At 57.5% G+C, this 17,500-nt stretch carries 12 protein-coding genes; 9 read left to right on the top strand and 3 right to left on the bottom strand.

Going from position 1 to position 17,500, the window contains the following annotated elements; genetic code table 11:
- The first annotated feature begins 15 nt into the window (after positions 1-15).
- From FE783_RS30600 to FE783_RS30590, 3 genes are all read left to right on the top strand, one after another.
- Positions 16-1,350: an ABC transporter substrate-binding protein gene (locus tag FE783_RS30600; protein WP_158302132.1), complete on the top strand. Its 1,335-nt coding sequence runs from the start codon at positions 16-18 to the stop codon at positions 1,348-1,350.
- A gap of 14 nt (positions 1,351-1,364) precedes the next feature.
- Positions 1,365-2,690, top strand: coding sequence for an ABC transporter substrate-binding protein (locus tag FE783_RS30595; RefSeq protein WP_158302131.1), 1,326 nt, complete (start codon positions 1,365-1,367; stop codon positions 2,688-2,690).
- 80 nt (positions 2,691-2,770) lie between these two features.
- Positions 2,771-4,372, top strand: a complete 1,602-nt coding sequence (locus FE783_RS30590; RefSeq protein ID WP_138883198.1) for an extracellular solute-binding protein — start codon at positions 2,771-2,773, stop codon at positions 4,370-4,372.
- A gap of 19 nt (positions 4,373-4,391) precedes the next feature.
- Here FE783_RS30590 and FE783_RS30585 read toward each other — a convergent pair whose 3' ends face one another.
- Entirely contained in the window at positions 4,392-6,665 is a 2,274-nt protein-coding gene (locus FE783_RS30585; protein WP_138883197.1) for a helix-turn-helix domain-containing protein, read from the bottom strand.
- A gap of 324 nt (positions 6,666-6,989) precedes the next feature.
- On the opposite strand from FE783_RS30585, the gene FE783_RS30580 reads away from it, so the two are divergent.
- From FE783_RS30580 to FE783_RS30555, 6 genes are all read left to right on the top strand, one after another.
- Positions 6,990-7,493, top strand: coding sequence for a DUF4912 domain-containing protein (locus tag FE783_RS30580; RefSeq protein WP_238403317.1), 504 nt, complete (start codon positions 6,990-6,992; stop codon positions 7,491-7,493).
- A 20-nt stretch (positions 7,494-7,513) separates the two neighbouring features.
- Positions 7,514-10,453 carry a 1,4-alpha-glucan branching protein domain-containing protein gene (locus FE783_RS30575; protein WP_138883195.1) on the top strand — a complete coding sequence of 980 codons (2,940 nt, stop codon included), beginning with the start codon at positions 7,514-7,516 and terminating at the stop codon, positions 10,451-10,453.
- Positions 10,454-10,705: 252 nt separating this feature from the next.
- The gene (locus FE783_RS30570; protein WP_138883194.1) at positions 10,706-13,111 is read left to right on the top strand and encodes a sugar phosphate nucleotidyltransferase; all 2,406 of its coding nucleotides are present in this window, start codon (positions 10,706-10,708) and stop codon (positions 13,109-13,111) included.
- 173 nt (positions 13,112-13,284) lie between these two features.
- A complete protein-coding gene (locus tag FE783_RS30565; protein ID WP_138883193.1) occupies positions 13,285-13,524 on the top strand; it encodes a hypothetical protein in 240 nt (79 codons plus the stop codon).
- A 247-nt stretch (positions 13,525-13,771) separates the two neighbouring features.
- Positions 13,772-15,736 carry a glycoside hydrolase family 15 protein gene (locus FE783_RS30560; protein WP_138883192.1) on the top strand — a complete coding sequence of 655 codons (1,965 nt, stop codon included), beginning with the start codon at positions 13,772-13,774 and terminating at the stop codon, positions 15,734-15,736.
- The gene (locus FE783_RS30555) at positions 15,727-16,323 is read left to right on the top strand and encodes a hypothetical protein (protein ID WP_138883191.1); all 597 of its coding nucleotides are present in this window, start codon (positions 15,727-15,729) and stop codon (positions 16,321-16,323) included. Before FE783_RS30560 ends, FE783_RS30555 begins: the two co-directional genes overlap by 10 nt.
- A 293-nt stretch (positions 16,324-16,616) precedes the next feature.
- Here the strand turns inward: FE783_RS30555 and FE783_RS30550 are convergent, their stop codons facing one another.
- Positions 16,617-16,955: a helix-turn-helix domain-containing protein gene (locus FE783_RS30550; protein ID WP_138883190.1), complete on the bottom strand. Its 339-nt coding sequence runs from the start codon at positions 16,953-16,955 to the stop codon at positions 16,617-16,619.
- Positions 16,956-16,982: 27 nt separating this feature from the next.
- Positions 16,983-17,354: a hypothetical protein gene (locus FE783_RS30545; RefSeq protein ID WP_138883189.1), complete on the bottom strand. Its 372-nt coding sequence runs from the start codon at positions 17,352-17,354 to the stop codon at positions 16,983-16,985.
- Between the last annotated feature and the right edge of the window lie 146 nt (positions 17,355-17,500).

Here is a 17,500-nt window from a genome sequence, read left to right as displayed (position 1 = left end):
AGAAGGGGAGTAACGATGGTCGGAAAACAGTTCAAAAGCTTGGTCGCAGTTGCTGCGGCGGTAGCGGTATTAGCCGGATGCTCCGGACAAAAGGAGCAAACGGCGGCGGGGGGAAGCACAAGCGCAAGTACAACCACCGTATCCAATCAAGCCGCTAGCCGGGAGCCGGTCACGATCTCGCTCGGCGTACGGCCGGGGTATTTGTCAGATGAAGAGATCGAGCGTTATTTCGTGGAGCCGACGAAGAAGAAATATCCCCATATCACGATCAATCGAATCTGGCTCGACGATAAAGCGAACTCGTTCGATAATTTGGTCATGCGGGGCGAAGTGCCGGACATTATCGTCTATACGTCCCTGCTTCTCGGCGATATGAAGCGGCTCGGACTGGAACAAGATTTGAACGGGCTGATCCAGAGCAACAAATTGGACACCGGCCGCTTCAATCCGGCGACGCTCGAGGCGGTCAAGCTGGCCAGCGAGAAAGAAGCTTTAATCGCGATCCCGTACACGTACTTGTACAACTCCTTGTATTACAACAAAGATATTTTCGATAAATTCGGCGTGTCGTACCCGAAGGACGGCATGACGTGGCCCGAAGCGACGGAGCTCGCCAAAAAATTGACGCGAGTCGAAGACGGCGAGCAGTATAGGGGGCTGGAGCCCGATTCCGTCTTCCGGGCAGGCTCGCAGCTCGGACTTCCGCTGGTCGATCCGAAGACGCTCAAGTCGATCGGCAATACGGACAAGTGGAAGAAAGTCGTCGAAATGGTAAAGGGCATCTATGAAATTCCCGGCAACGGTACCATTCAAACGTTCACGAGCGGCATGAAAGCTTTCACCAAGGACCGGAGGCTCGCTATGCTTGCTAGCGTGAACCCGCTGGCCGATTTCGCCCAAGTGAAGAACGAATTCACCAATTGGGATCTCGCTTCTTATCCCGTATGGCCGGAAATGCCCGGAATCGGAACGCAGTACGATCTGCATCTGATGATTATCCCGTCGGTAAGCAAGCATAAAGATGCGGCGATTCAAGTGGCTAGCGTCGTCGTATCGGACGAAGTGCAGCTGGACATGGCCCGCAGCGGCAAGCTTTCCGTGCTGAAGGACAAGAAATTCCAGGATGAATTCGGCAAGAAGATGGATCACGTGCAAGGGAAAAATGTGCAGGCCATCTTCAAAACGACCCCGGCGAAGCCGTTTCCGCCGACGGTATACGGAAGCAAGGCTTTCAATGAAATTACGAAAGTGATGACAACGGTTGTGAAAAACAAGGTGGATATCAACACCGCGCTCCGCAGTTACGATGAGCTGATGGATAAATATATCGAGGAAAACAAGCAGAAATGAGAGGACGAATAGAGATGAAAAAGTGGATGCAAGTGCTCGCGGCCAGCTTGGCGGCAACGACGATTTTGGCGGGATGCGGAGGAGGAGCGGGCGGCGACAAGGCGGCTTCAGGCGGCTCAAGCAAGCCTGCGGACAAGGTGGAGAAGAAGCCCGATCCGGTAACGGTGACGATCGGAGTGCGGGCGACGGGGTATTTGACCGAGGACGAAATCCAGCGCTACATCGTGCAGCCGGTAGCGAAGAAATATCCGCACATTACGATCAACCGGATCGTGCTGGACGATAAAGCGAACTCGTTCGAAAATTTGCTGGCCAGCAATTCGCTGCCGGACATCATTTTCCATACGTCGCTGCTCCTTCCCGACCTGAAACGGCTGAAGGCCGACCAGGATTTGACCGAGTCGATCAAAAAAACGAACATCGATCTGAACAAGTTTAATCCGACCGCGCTCGAAGCGGTCAAAATTACGAGCGAGAACAGCTATTTGATGGGCGTTCCGTACACGATGCATTTCAATGCGCTCTACTACAATAAAGACATCTTCGACAAGTTCGGCGCGTCGTATCCGAAGGACGGCATGACCTGGCAGGAATTAACCGAGCTCGCCAAGAAGGTGACGCGGCAGGAAGACGGCGTACAGTATCGCGGGTTCGAGCCGGATTCGGTATACCGGGCGGGCTCCCAGCTCGGGCTGCCGCTCGTGGACCCGAAGACGTTCAAATCGCTCGGCAATACCGACCAGTGGAAGAAAGTAACGGAGATGGTCAGAGACATTTACGAGATTCCCGGCAACTCGACGATTCAAACGTTCAGCTCCGGCGTCAACGCCTTCGTCAAAGATCGGAAGCTGGCGATGCTCGCGGGCTTGAACTGGCTCCCGAATTTGGCCGAGGTGAAGGACCAGTTCCCGAATTGGGACATGGCCTCCTATCCGACATGGAAGGACCAGCCCGGCGTAGGCACCCAGATCGACCTGCACGTTATGGTCGTGCCGAATACGAGCAAGCATAAGGAAGCGGCCGCCCAAGTCATCGAGACGGTCGTGTCCGAGGAAGTGCAGCTGGATATGGCCCGCAACGGACGGGTATCGATCTTGAAGGACAAGAAGTACCAGGACGAGTTCGGCAAAAACCTCGAGTTCCTGAAAGGGAAAAATGTCCCGGCCGTATTCAAATCGGCTCCGACCAAGCCGTTCCCGTCGACGATTCACGCGAACAAGGCGTTTAACGAAATTACGAAGGTGATGACCCAAGTCGTCAAAAACAAGGTGGACGTGAACACCGCGCTGCGCAGCTACGACGAGCTGATGGACAAATATATCGCCGAGCAGAGCAAGTAATCCGTATGTTTCTGTTATAATGCTAGATAGGGAATAGGAAAAGCGGCGCAAAGCTGCCGAACGGAAGCGGAGGAGAACATATGGCCCGAGGCAAAAAGTGGATAACGGCGACTGCCGGGGCGCTGGTCGTCGCCTGCTCGTTGGCCTGGTACGGCGGCAAGCATGCGTATAACGCGGATAAGGCCGATGAGCCTCCGGTTCCGCTTCCGCAAGGCATGCCCATTATGAGCAAGCCGGTCGAGCTTACGTTTCTGGCCGGCAAGTCGGCGACAAGCGCCTCCAACTGGAATGAAGTGCTGCTGTGGAAACATTATGCCGGGATGACCAATATGAACGTCAAGTTTCGGCTCGTGCCGTTCGAAAGCTTGGGGGAGGCGAGGAGACTCGCGCTCGCCACCGGCAATTACCCGGATGCGTTCTATGCGGCCCGACTGACCGTCTCCGAGCTGATGAAATACGGCAAGGACGGCGTCCTGATCCGGCTGAACGACTTGATCGACAAATCGGCGCCGAATCTGAAGAAGCTGCTGGACCGCTACCCGGATTTGCGGAATTGGCTGACGATGCCGGACGGCGGCATTTATTCGATCCCTTCTTTTTACGACACGGAGTTCCTATCCATGCTGATCGGCATGCCGCTGTGGGTCAACAAAGAGTGGCTCGACGCGCTGCATTTGCCCGAACCGCAGACGACCGACGACTTCTACGCCTACCTGAAGGCGGTGAAGGAAGGCGATCCGAACGGCAACGGCATCGCCGACGAAGTGCCTTTCGGAAGCATAGGCATCAACGAGCTGATCTATCATCTGAAGGGGGCGTGGGGACTCGGCAACAGGGGACTCGCCCATACGCTGGTGGACTGGGACGAAACCGCAGGCCGGCTCCGGTTCATACCCGCCGATCCCGCGTACAAGGAAGTACTCCAGTTTATTCATAAGCTGTATGCCGAAGGGCTGATCGAGAAAGATATTTTTACGATCGGAAGCAGCGAGTTTTATGCCAAAGGCTCCCAGCGCCTGTACGGCTCCATGGTGATGCCGAGCCCGTTTACGCTCATGAAGCAGACCGGCTATGTCGGGATGCCCGCCCTGCAAGGCCCCCATGGCGACAAGCTGTATTCGCACGTGAAGTCTCCGTTCGTCCATATCGGCGCCTTCGCGATTACGAGCAAGAACAAATATCCGGAAGCGACGATGAGATGGATCGACTATTTCTTCGGCGAGGAAGGGAGCAAGCTGTTTTACATGGGAGTCCCATCCGTCAGCTACGAAGAAACCGCGAACGGAGAGCTGCGGTACGTAGACTCGATCATGAACAACCCGGACGGCTTGACGATGGAGCAGGCGCTTACTCCTTATGTCACGTGGCTCGGGGGAAGCTATCCGGGCCATGTCCGTCAGCCGATGTTCAAAGGCTCGGAGAGCATGCCGGAATCGCTGGAGGCGGCGCGCAAAGTGAAGCCGTACGCGGTCAAGGAAATATGGCCGACGTTCAACTTCACCCCGGGCAGCCTGGGCACCGAAATATTCTCGTACGTGCAGGACATGCATTCCAAGTTCATTACCGGCGAAGTTCCTTTCACCGATTGGGACAAATACGTCGGCGGGCTGAAGATGATCGGGCTCGACAAATATATGGACCTGTACAACGACGCTTTCCAAGCGTATATGAACAGCAAATAAAAGCAAGGAAGAAGCCGGACTACGCTTGCAGTCCGGCTTTGCTTTCGAGCGCCGACCTTTTCCGGTAATCGCCGGGAGTAAGGCCGGTTATTTTTTTGAACATCCGGATAAACGACGTGACGTTGCGGTACCCGATCCGTTCGCCGATATCCTGGATCGTGAGGCTCGTGCCGTACAGCATCTCCTTCGCCTGGCGGATGCGCACGTTGTTCAGATGGTCGCTGAAGTTCGTTCCCGTCTTTTCCTTGATATAGGCGGACAAATAATTACTCGACATATTCATCCGGTCGGCTACCGAATCGAGCGACAAGTCCTCGGCATAATGCGTCTCCAAATAGTCGGCGAAAAATTCGACGACGGGATCTTTCTCGTCGCGCTTCCGCTTGATCGAATCGGCCGCCACCGATACGAAGTTGTCGAAAAAAAGCCTGTAGTCGTCCAGCGTGTAGCATTCCTCAAGCTCCGGAAGCATCGCATTCAATTGCTCCGACAGGTCCGGATCGACTTTGGCCTTCTCCGTTATCTTGATCATCTTGGCGGTCACGCCTTGGGCGAAAGCGCGGAATTGCAGGCGAAACGCTTCTTTCTTATACATCTGCTCCAGCATCCGGCCGATCAGCTGCTCGCATGCCGGTCCGTTACCTTCCTGCATGTTGACATAAAACTCCTGCTCCTGCTCCGCCGTAAACACGAAGTGGTTCGCGTGGGCGGCATCCTCCCATACGATCTGCATTTCGTCCCGAAGCGCGGCTTGCTTCGCACGGTTCGACACCTGCGTATAAGCGCGATTGAAGTCCGACGCCTCCTGAAAGATGTCGCTGACCGCCGCCGTGACGAGATAATGTTCTTTATCCCGGTCGAAAATCGTTTTCAGCACGGACAGCGTCTCCTCCAGCTTGTGCAGCCCTTCTTCCCCATAAACGACCGACACGAGCTGATTGCTCTCGGTCTGCAAAGTACGGGAATGCTCGAACCCATCCGACATCATCAGATCGACGCATTCGCGCGCGGCGTACGTAAGCCGGTCCGCCTTCAGTTGGGCGGCTTGAAGCAGCGCATGGCGGAAATTCAGCTGAAACAGGACGATCCGGAACTCCCGGAGCTGCGTGACCGCCTCGTTCCATTCGCCCGCCCCCGTTCCCGTCGCAATCATCTTCAGCTTGCTTATATATCCGAAGTCGGTGAGCAGCGACGTTTTGTTCTGCAGGTCGACGTGGATGTCGTTGCGCTCTTGGATGAGCTCCCGCGATATTTCGTTGATCAGCGCAAACTCGTAAATGCTGCTCTGCACGACCTCGGGACTGCGATGCCGCAGCGAGGCGATAATTTGCTTCACCGGGGCGTTGATTTTCCGGCTGAACACGACGGATGCCGTGGCCGCGATGATGACCGACAGGACGAACAGGACGAGCAGCGTCCATTTCAGCTTGGCGATTTGCCCGGCGATCGTCGCGTAGGGAACCGACGTCATATACGTCAAGCCCGATTCGCCGCTCTTCTTGTAGAAGTAATAAATGTTATCGATCGCGACGTAATCGCCCGCTTCCGATGGAATAAACCGCTTGTCGGACGACGCCGGGCCCGAGGAATCGAACAGAACCGTACCGTCCTGCCGGACGACGCTGAAGGCCGGGCTGTCGTTGCTGTAGAACGATTCGAACAGCTGCTGCGCGTCGAGCAAGCCGATGACGAGATGGCTGTAGCCGGGCAGCTTGACCGCCATCGGGAACAGCAGCTTGTTTTGCTTGTCCGAGGAGACGACGGAGAACAGCCGGCTCGGAAGCAGCGCGGACGTATAAGGCTCTTTGAACTGCTGCTGCCAGAAGGCGTGTCCGTACGGCTCGCTCGCATAGAACCGGGAAAACGTTCTGTCGGCGTCGCCGGTCCCGTTTTTGTCCACCGTAAACGAGGCGGAATTGTAAAATACGATGATGTTGTCCAGATAGAGGAACGGATTGTTGACGTCCCGCCGGATCTGCTCCATCATGTCGGCCGGCTTCAAGTAATTGACCTGGCCCGTCTCCTTCTCGGCCAGCTGTCTGCCGAACGAGACGACGTTCTCGTCCTGATACAGCTTGAACAGCAGCGTCTCAATGATCGACAGATGCTTCTCGTACCGGTCCGCCGCATTTTCCAAAGCGACCCGGTTATGCTGGATAATTTCCCGCTGAATGTTCGTTTTGAAGAAGGCGAACGACAAATAATTGAACGAGGCGAGCAGCACGATGATCGCCATGAAGCTGATCATGCTTTTGATGAATAAAGAATTGACGTTGATCGGAATTTTGAACAATCCAATCCGGACCCCTTTGCTATAAAGAAAGCGCTTAATCGGCGCGTTTGGATGTGAAACGGAAAAAGCCTTCCTCTTATTGTACAGGAAAACCGGGCGATGGAGAACCGCCAATTATCCGCGGTGTGTAAAGAGATCGTAAAGATGCTTCTGTCCGCGGTGACATGCGGAATAAGAGCGAGTTTACAGGGCAAGGCGCATCGGTATGCGGCCGAACTGGCCGTCGCAAATACCGAATAATTTCCCGCCGGGCGATAGGCATATTTCGCGAACAGCGGTCGTATGGTTAGAAGTACCACAAAAAAGAAAGGAAGGCGAACCCATTTGCACGATCTGTTGACGGAAGGCTATGAAATTCCCGGTGCCTTCCATAAAGACATGCTGCGCCTGCTCGTTCGGAATGCCCATACGCTCTACGCGTACTGGGAAGTGTCCGACCGCAGAAAATGGCTGGCCGCGCAGCATTTCGAATGCGATTATGGGCATCTGCCCAAGGTGCTCCGGGTATATGACGTCACGTATGTCCTGTTCAACGGCCGCAATGCCAACCGGGTCATCGACGTCGAGCTTACGCCCGAAGCCGACAATTGGTACATAACCGGGTTAAATGCCGACGCGGCCTACACCGCCGATCTCGGGGTGTACACATGGGAGCGGCAGTTCGTTCCCCTCATAAGGTCCAATGTCGTGCAAACTCCGCGAGACTGCCCGGCCGGCTGGGGGCGCCCTCTCGTCCCCGTCGTACCCGAAGCGTCCATTTCCCACCCGAAGGCTTATATTCCTCCCTACACGCTGGAGCATTTCGCACCGTATCGAACATCCATATAAAAACCTAAACGGGGGTTCCGATGTACAAACGATGGAAAACGAAGCCGGAGCATAAAGGTTACTTGGCTTTGGTGCTGCATGCTCATTTGCCTTACATCCGACATGCCGACCGGGATGACGTCATGGAGGAGCGATGGTTTTACGAAGCGATGACCGAGACGTACCTGCCGCTGATCGAGGTGTTCGACCGGTTAGTGCGCGACGGCGTCGACTACCGTATCACGTTCTCGATGACGCCTACGCTGCTGGCGCTGTGCGCCGATCCTCTCATGCAGCAGCGGTACGCCGCGCATCTGGAGAAGCTGATCGGGCTCGCGGACAAGGAGAAGGCACGCCTTCGAAACGACGATCGGCTGTATCCGCTCGCGGCGATGTACGCCGAGCGGTTCCGCCGGTTAATGGAGCTGTACGAGAGCTGCGGCAGAAATGTCGTTACGGCGTTCCGCCGCTTGCAGGATCTCGGGAAGCTGGAAATTATGACGTCTGCGGCCACGCACGGCTATTTGCCGCTGATGAAGACGGAGGAAGCGATCCGGGCGCAGCTCCGCACGGGTATTCGCGAGTACGAACGGCATTTCGGTCGCAAGCCGAAGGGAATATGGCTGCCGGAGTGCGCCTACACGCCGGGAATCGACCGGTTGCTGAAGATGGAGGGCATTCTGTATTTCATAGGAGATACGACGGCCGTCGAATATGCTTCGCCCGCCCCGAACCGGAAGCTGCTGGCGCCTCTCATGACGCGCTACGGCGTGACGGTGTTCCCGCGCGACCCGGAATCGTCCGAGCAAGTATGGAGTGCGACCGACGGATATCCCGGACATTTCGATTACAGGGAATATTACCGGGACATCGGCTGGGATCTCGGCTGGAACGACTTGGAGGAATGGGAGCATATTCGTCCCTACGTGCTGCCGACCCACGAACGCGTCAATACCGGTATGAAATATTACCGGATTACGGGGACCGGCGAGCACCGCGAGCCGTACAACCCCGAATGGGCGCGGAAGGCGGCGGCCGATCAGGCCGACCATTTCCTCCGGTGCCGCGGGCGGCAGGCCGACACATGGAGCGGGTGGCTGGATCGGCGGCCGATTATCGTATCGCCGTATGACGCGGAACTGTTCGGACACTGGTGGTACGAAGGCCCGACATGGATCGAGATGCTGTGCAGGAAAACGTACCATGACCAGCACAACGTCCGGATGATTACGCCGGGCGAATATTTGGAGACGTACCCGGTATCCGATACTGGCAGCTTGAACGAATCGAGCTGGGGCCGAAACCATTCCACTGAGGTTTGGCTGCAGGGAGATAACGATTGGATATACCGCCATCTGCATCAGGCCGAGGACCGGATGATCGGGCTCGCCACGCGCCATTCCCATCCGAAAGGAAGCGGGAGGATGCCGACGGCAATGCTCAAGCGGGCGCTCAATCAGGCGGCGCGGGAGCTGATGCTTGCGCAAAGCAGCGATTGGGCGTTCATCATGGACAGCCGTACGGTCGTCGATTACGCGGTCCGCCGGACGAAACATCATCTCGGCTGCTTCAATCGGCTGTGCGGCATGATCGAGGACGGAAAGATCGACGAGACGTTTCTTATCGCCCTGGAACACAGAAACAACTGCTTTCCCGGGCTTGATTATAGAGATTACGTATCGGTGCTGCCGGCTTCCCCGATCCCGCTTCTGCCGGATATCCGGGATAGGCCGAACACCTTTATGCTCGCATGGGAATATCCGCCCAAGCATGTCGGCGGACTATCCCGGGCCGTGGCCGATTTGGCCGAGGCGCTGGCGGCGCGCGGAGAAGCGGTCCACGTCGTAACGACCTCGTTCGAGGGCGCCCCCGCCTTCGAAATCCGCAACGGGGTTTACGTGCACAGACTGCCCGTACTGTGCTCCGGGGATACGGATTTTTACCATTGGACGTTCGAAATGAACTTGGCGATGGTCGATTACCTCGTCTCCTGGAAAGAAAACGGGGGGCGCATCGATCTGCTGCACGCTCACGACTGGATGGTGCTCCATGCCGCACGAGAGCTGAGGCACAGCTACGGGCTGCCGCTCGTCGCGACGATCCATGCCACGGAATGGGGACGGCAGCAGGGCAAGCTGCACGGCGAGCTGCAGCACCGGATACACGGGCTGGAGTGGAAGCTGACTTACGAAGCGAACCGCGTATTCGTCTGCAGCCGGCACATGAAAGAGGAAGTCGTTCGTCTGTTCCAGCTTCCGGAAGACAAGGTCGACATTATCCCGAACGGGATTCCGGTGGCCGGACGGGATCGAGCCGACGGGCGATCGGGATGGCCGAACCGTTCGGAATGGTTCGATCCCGGAGACCGCGTCATTTTGTACGTCGGGCGTCTCGTCTACGAGAAGGGCGTGCAGGTGCTGATCGCGGCCATGCCTAACGTGCTGGCCCGTGTGCCCGGCGCGAGGCTGGTCATCGTCGGGGCGGGACCGATGCGCGAGTCGCTCGAACGCCAGGTTGCCGAGTCGGGTGTCTCGCACCGCGTTGCATGTTGGGGCTTCATAGACGACGATACGAAATCGCGCCTATACGCCGCCGCCGATTTGTGCGTCTTCCCGAGCCTATACGAGCCGTTCGGCATCGTGGCGCTGGAGGCGATGGCTTCGCGCAAGCCGCTCGTCGTCTCGGACGTCGGAGGGCTCGCCGACATTGTCGAGCACGGCACGGACGGCTACAAGGCGCTCCCCGGCCACGTGGATTCTCTCGCCTGGCACGTATCCGAGCAGCTGCTGGACCCGGCGCGCGCTGCGGACATGGCGGCCCGCGCCTATGAGAAGGTGCTGACCCAGTATGACCCCGCGGCGATCGCGGAGCAGGTTCAGGCGCATTACGACCGATTGACCGATCGGAAGCGCCCCGTGCCGGAGCCCGTGTCACGGACGGGATTATACGGGGAGCCGGTGCAGAGCGGAGGAAGCAAATGACCGCCGACCGCGAGGAAGTGCAATAGCGGAAAAAAATGATCTTATTTCTCCATTTGGAGGATGTTTTAGAGAAATAGAGGAAATTTTCGACCCTATTTTGCCTATGGGGTCGGAAAATCGCAGCTTTTTATGAAAAACTCCGCAAATAGTGGCGATTTTTTCCTCTATTTATGACCGCGGGTTGATCGGAACCGGATTAAGGGCGGTTTTTGCCGCTATCGGAAACACAACAAACATTCAGGGGGGAAACGCTTGAAGGCAGTCATCATGGCAGGCGGTAAAGGAACGCGGCTGCGTCCGCTTACTTGCCACATACCGAAACCGATGGTTCCGTTGTTGAACCGTCCGTGCATGGAATATATTATCGATCTGCTCCGGGGGCACGGCATTACGCAAATCGGCGTTACGATGCAATTTATGCCGGAGGTGATCCGCAATCATTTCGGGGACGGCCGAGATTTCGGCGTCGAGCTGCATTACTTCGACGAGGAGTCGCCGCTCGGGACGGCGGGGAGCGTGAAGAACGCCGGCGCCTTTCTGGACGAACGATTCGTCGTCATTAGCGGAGACGCTTTGACCGACTTCGACTTGGGACGCGCGATCGAATTCCACGCACGCAAGGAGGCGCTCGCGACGATCGTGATGACGCGGGTGGACCGTCCGCTCGAGTACGGTGTGGTCATGACCGATGAGGAAGGGAAAATCGTCCGATTTCTGGAGAAGCCGGATTGGAGCGAGGTATTCAGCGATACGGTCAACACCGGCATTTACGTGCTGGAGCCGGAAGTGCTGCAATGGGTCAGAGAGGGGAAAGAGCAGGATTTCAGCAACGATCTGTTCCCGCTCCTGATGAAGCGGGGAGAGCCGCTGTACGGCTTCATCTCCGAAGGCTATTGGTCGGATATCGGCAGTATGGCGCAATACCGGCAGGCGCAATTCGATATGCTGGACGGCAAAGTGAAGGCGGCCATTAAAGGAAGGGAGCTGTATCCGGGCATATACGCCGGCGATAACGTGACGCTTCCGGCAGGAGCCGCCGAATGGAGAGGCCCGATCTATATCGGAGAGCATACCGTCATCGAAGAGACGGCGACGGTCGAACCGTACAGCGTCATCGGATCGGGGAACCGGATCGCCCGGGGCAGCACGCTTCGCCAAGCCGTTTTGTGGGACCACAACGTGATAGCCGATCATAACGAAATATCGGGGGCGACGCTGTGCAGCCGGATTCACAGCTACGCTGACGCCGTTCTGGCGGAAGGAGTCGTCGTCGGGAGCCACTGTACGATCGGACCGAAGACGCAAGTGCTGCCTCATGTGAAAATATGGCCGCACAAACGGGTGCGCGAGCACGCCATGCTGAATGCTTCGGTCATCTGGGGCGAGAGTGCGGTGAAGCCGTTGTTTGCGGACGGAGCCGTCCGGGGGTTTGCCAATGAGGAAATAACGCCGGAATTTGCGGCCAAATTCGCCGGGGCGTACGGCGGCAGCGTCGCCAAAGGAAAGCGGCTTGCGGTCAGTTCGTCCGGCGACGGCTTCGCCCGGCTGATCCGCTCGGTCATCATCTCGGCGCTGCAAGCGGTAGGGGTCGGCGTCACCGATGCGGGCGAAAGCTCTTCCTCGGTTGCACGATTCGGCGTCAAGGCGCTGGGCGTCGACGGAGGCATCCATGTGCAATGCTCCGATTCCGGCGGGCGTACCGTCTGCCGGCTGGAATGCATGGATTCCTCCGGCTTGCCGATCGGCAAAAGCGCGGAACGGAAGGCGGATAACGCCTACGCGATGGAAGATTACAGCCGCGCGGACGTCATGGCCATTCCGGAAACCGGTACGGCCTCAGGCCTCATCGAATCGTACGGGAAGAAGCTGATCTCCGAGCTCGGCTATCTCAAACGAAATCCGCTTCGATTGGCCGTGACGGCGGCGGACCCGGTCATACGCCGTTTGATCGGAGCGATGGCGGCATCGTTCCGGTGGGATGTGACGTATGTCGATCCTCTTCTTGCCGATTCCGGCATGCGCACCGCCGCGCTGGAGCATCGCGCCGACTTCGGCGTCCGGTTCGATCCGGGCGGACAGTCGCTCCTTCTGTACGACGAATGCGGCGAACCGGTATCCCGTGAACGCGTCGACGTCCTGCTTTACATGTCTTATTTCCAATGCTTCCGCGGCCGGACGATCGGGGTTCCGCTAAGCGCGCCTACGTTCCTTGATTCGGCCGCCGCCGGACTCGGCAACGCCGTAGTCCGGACGAAACGCAGCCAGCGGGCCGTGCTGGAGGCGTCGACCGCCCATCCGTTCCACCCGGTCCACGATGCGCTGTTCGGCATCGGACTGCTGGCGCGGAATTTGCTCGAGAACGGACTGACCGTCTCGCGGCTGCTCACCTTTATGCCGGCGTTCTCGCTTCACAGCACGTTCGTGGAAGTGCCGTGGGACGAGAAGGGCAGGCTTATGCGCCTGCTGACGGAGCAAGCGAAGAACCGGCAGGCCGATTTGCTGGACGGCATCAAGGTGTACGACGAAACGGGCTGGGTGCTGCTGCTGCCGGAATCCGACGAGCCGCGCTTTACGCTGATCGCCCACGGGGAGCGGGAGGAAGCGGCGATGAAGCTCGCGGAACGGTACAAACTGGAATTGATCCGGCATTTTCAATAAGGAACTTTACCGGAATAACGACCTGCTCTCTCTGCCGCCCGGGACTTGCCGGTCCACAAAGCCCCGGTCGGCAATCGGGGCGGTAATTCCGTTAAAGTTCCTAAGGAACACGAGCCTGATGTACGACCATAGCTGAACAATCGGGGATTTCGTAAATAGGAGGAATGCGGCGAATGAATGTGATCCCGATCGAGTCGAAGCAAATCGGTTACGTCGAATATGACATCGAGCGCTCTTGCATGATCGCTCATTTCACGACGGGGGAAGTGCGGGTGTATCCCGTGTCGTGGGAAGAATATACCGTGTTGGGCAGAGCGTCCAACAAGTACGATTGCTTCGTTCGGATGACTTGCGGCCGAACCACTCGGCCAACCCCCGATCTGTCGTTCAGAAGAGGTGCCGATTTGTCTTGACTCATCCATTCGTCGCAGCCTGGAATGCGAATGCTTGAGGAACTTTAACGGAATTACCGCACTGACTGACGGCCGGGGCTTTACGGACCGGCAAGTCCCGGTCGTCAGGAAGCAGAAACGTTATTCCGTTAAAGTTCCTAACCGTAAACGAGTCGTAAAGCGCAGTCCGCTGGGCCGTGTCGGCTGATGACACGGTCCAGCGCGTTCTTGATCAGGCAAGCAAGAAGAAAGGGTGATCTTTACACTTATGCCCCGCCATTACGCCATCGGCAACGGCAGCATGCTAATCAATTTGGATCGGTATACCCGTATCCGCGATTTGTATTATCCGTACGTAGGGCAATTGAATCATGTCGGAGGCTATCCGTGCCGGATCGGCATATGGGCGGACGGCACCTTCGTCTGGCTGAGTGATGACGGATGGCGCTGGACGCCCGGATATGTGCCGGATTCACTCGTGACGCGGGTGCTGGCGGAGCACGATAAGCTGGGCATAGCGCTGGAAATGAACGACGGCGTCCATCAGAGGGACAACATTTATTTGAAGCGCATCCGCGTCGTGAACAAGACGGAGGGCGAGCGGGAAATCCGGCTTTTTTTCACCCAGGATTTCGCCATCAACGAAAACGAGGTCGGCGATACGGCCGCTTTTTATCCGCATAACCGTACCGTGTTCCATTACAAGAAAAACCGTTATTTCATGGCCAACGGGTTATGCGGCGGCGTTGGCATTACCCAATATTCGATGGGGGTCAAACGGTTCCATCTGGCGGAAGGGACTTGGCGGGATGCGGAGGACGGCCATCTGGGGGGGAACTCGATCGCACAGGGGTCGGTGGACAGTACGATCGGCTTCCGGATGCGGCTCGGAGCGGGAGAGGCGGACTTCTGCTATTACTGGCTGTCCGTCGGGGATACGCTTGAGGAAGTGAAGCGGCTTGACCGGTACGTGCACGATAACGATCCCGGCAAGCTGTTGGACCGGGTACAGGTATATTGGCAGAGGTGGTCGAATAAGCTCGACCGCGATTATGCCGATCTTCCGGAGGCGGTCGTCTCGATGTTCAAGCAGAGCCTTCTGCTCGTGCGGACCCAAACCGACGTGCACGGTGCGATCATCGCGGCCAACGATACCGATATAATGAACTACAACCGCGATCATTACAGCTATATGTGGCCGCGGGACGGAGCGCTCATCGCTTACGCCATGTCGATGGCGGGGTACCACGAGACGGTTGTTCCCTTCTATCAGTTTTGCGCTGAAGCGATTACGCCGGAGGGGTACTTGCATCACAAGTACAACCCGGACGGCACGGTCGGCTCCAGCTGGCACCCTTTCATGGTGGACGGGGAGCCGCGGCTGCCGATTCAGGAGGACGAGACGGCGCTCGTGCTGTTCTCGCTCTGGCAGCTGTACCGGCAGTCCGGCAATATCGAGCTGTGCCAATCGTTGTACGGAAGCCTGATCCGCAAGGCGGCCAAATTCATGCGCGGCTATATCGACACGGAGCTGAATTTGCCGAAGCCAAGCTACGATTTGTGGGAGGAACGTTACGGGATTTATACGTTTACCGCCTCCGCCGTGTATGGCGGATTGACGGCGGCCGCCAATTTCTGCGGATTGTTCGGAGACAAGGAACGGAGCGAGCGGTATACGAAAGTGGCCGAAAGCGTCAAGTCCGGCATTCTGCAGCACCTGTGGGACGAAGAAAGCGGACGGTTCGTGCGCGGCTTGTTTCGCCAGGACGGGGTTTGGGTGAAAGACATGACGCCCGAGAGCAGCGTGTACGGCATATTCGAGTTCGGCGTGCTGCCGGCCGACGAGGCGCGTGTCGTGAGCACGATGCGCGTTTTGCGGGAGCAGCTGACGGTCCAGACCGGCGTAGGCGGCATCGCGCGCTACCGGAACGATTACTATTTCCAACGCTCGCCGGACATCGACCGCATCCCGGGCAATCCGTGGATCATCTGCACGCTGTGGATGGCCGAGTGGGAGATCGAGTGTGCCAAATCGCCGGAAGATTTGGCCGCTCCGCGCCAAACGCTGGAGTGGGTGACGCAGCGCGCACTGGAAACGGGCGTGCTGCCCGAGCAGCTCGACCCGTTCGACGGCAGCCCGCTGTCCGTCGCGCCGCTCACGTGGTCGCACGCTACGTACGTCTTGGCCGTGGTCAAATATTTGAACAAGGCGGGGGAGCTGGCGTGCCGGTGAGCAGCGAGGGGCCGGGCCGTCCGCTTCGGGCGGTCCGGCGGTTCGACTGCTGGGCGGGCGAGCTGAAGGCCGGCTTGGCGGCTTATCCGCTGGGCGGGCGAGCAGAAGGCTGGCTTGGCGGCTCATCGGCGGGAGTGCGCGGAAGGCCGTCTCGGCGACTCATCCGCAGGGCGGGCGTGCTGAAGACCGTCTCGGCGGCTCGACCGCTGGGCGTGCGTGCGGAAGGCCGTCTCGGCGGCTTATCCGCTGGGAGTGCGTGCGAAAGGCTGGCTTGGCGGCTTATCCGCGGGAGGGTGTGCAGAGGGCCGGCTTGGCGGCTCGACCGCGGGAGGGCGAGCGGAAGGCCGTCTCGGCGACTCATCCGCAGGAGGGCGAGCGGAAGGCCGTCTCGGCGACTCATCCGCTGGCCGGAGGCCCGCCGATCGGAGTCCTGTTGTTCGGCCGCCCTGCTGGTCGAACGCCCGCTGGCTGGGTGGACGGTTCGCCGCTATATTCGGAGGGTCCCGTTCATAACAATGAACCATAGTTCACTATTTGTTACCTTCATTGCGCTAATTTCTCACCTTCTCATGAAAATAGCCCATTAGTGAACCTGGATTCCCAATTAATGAACATAAGTATATAAATAAGGAAACCAGATTCGCTAACTCTCCTTACTTGATCGAATCGGCATAATTAGGCAAATTGCATTCAGTATTAGTGAATCCGGGTTCGCAAATGAATGCGAGTGCAGCAAGGGCAAGAGCATCAACAATAGCCGAAGCTTACGGACGCTAAGTCCCGGCGATCCGTCTGGAAGTCCGGACTGCCACGGCAATCCGGACTTCTTTTCTTTATTCTGCGGATTGCATGTAAAGAGACGGGTTCCGCCGATGAGCAGCTACGTTCCGGATTTGTCTGCTCTGTCGTTCAAGGCGTAAGCCGTAACCCGGCTTTTCCCGGAGACAGCCGTGAATAGCCCCTCCTGCTCAAAGCGTCTCAGCCATATGGCCGCGGTCCGGCCGCTGACATTAAATTGTTTGGCTACGTCCGCGGGCTTGACTACATCCCGGTTACGCACCGCCATTTGGACAAGGGCCGCTTTGCGCAAATGCCACACACCGCTTTCATCGGCGGGCAGGCTGCTTAAAGACATCGACCACCAATGTCCGAAAGCTTGCTTCAATTGGCGCTGGCAAATGTGAGGACGCTTCTCCACCTGATTGGCCGAAAAACGCAAAACAAGCCATCCCGACAAGATAGCTGCTTATGTCCGCGGTGAATGCGGAATAACTGTAAATTCAATGAATTTACAGGGTAGATCATTCTGTCTCATCAAATGGTCATCGAACTCCCCCGGCGATATGTCCCTTGCATGTGTCGTAAACCCGTCGATTTCGAACAGCAGCCTCATTCCATCCTTCACATAGACGAAATCGGCAAAGCGCTGCCCTCCTTTGAAATCTTTCAACGGATATTCCGCCTTCAGCCCCTCGTAACGGTACTGGAACGATGGTCCCCATACGTTCTCCAGAAAAGAAAGCTCCGCCTTCCCCAGATTGCGACGGTACAGGCCGCCATGCACTGCCTCCCGCTCGAATTGCTCGATAAATCGGACAAGATTCGGATGTATCGCCAACGCCCCCTTATCGCCGGAACATAAAAACACCCCGCAGCGGAACCAAATGTTCCTGCCGACGGGGTGTGCTTCACTCCGGACTATATTCGTACTGATTTCATTTTAGTTCATGGCCCGCAAGCGCTCAAGCTTTTCTCATCGATTTC

Source organism: Paenibacillus mesophilus (genome assembly GCF_005938385.1).
In the GTDB taxonomy this organism is placed as follows: domain Bacteria; phylum Bacillota; class Bacilli; order Paenibacillales; family NBRC-103111; genus Paenibacillus_AB; species Paenibacillus_AB mesophilus.
The sequence above is the reverse complement of the archived record's forward strand: the minus strand, read 5'-3'. Positions and strand labels throughout refer to the sequence as shown.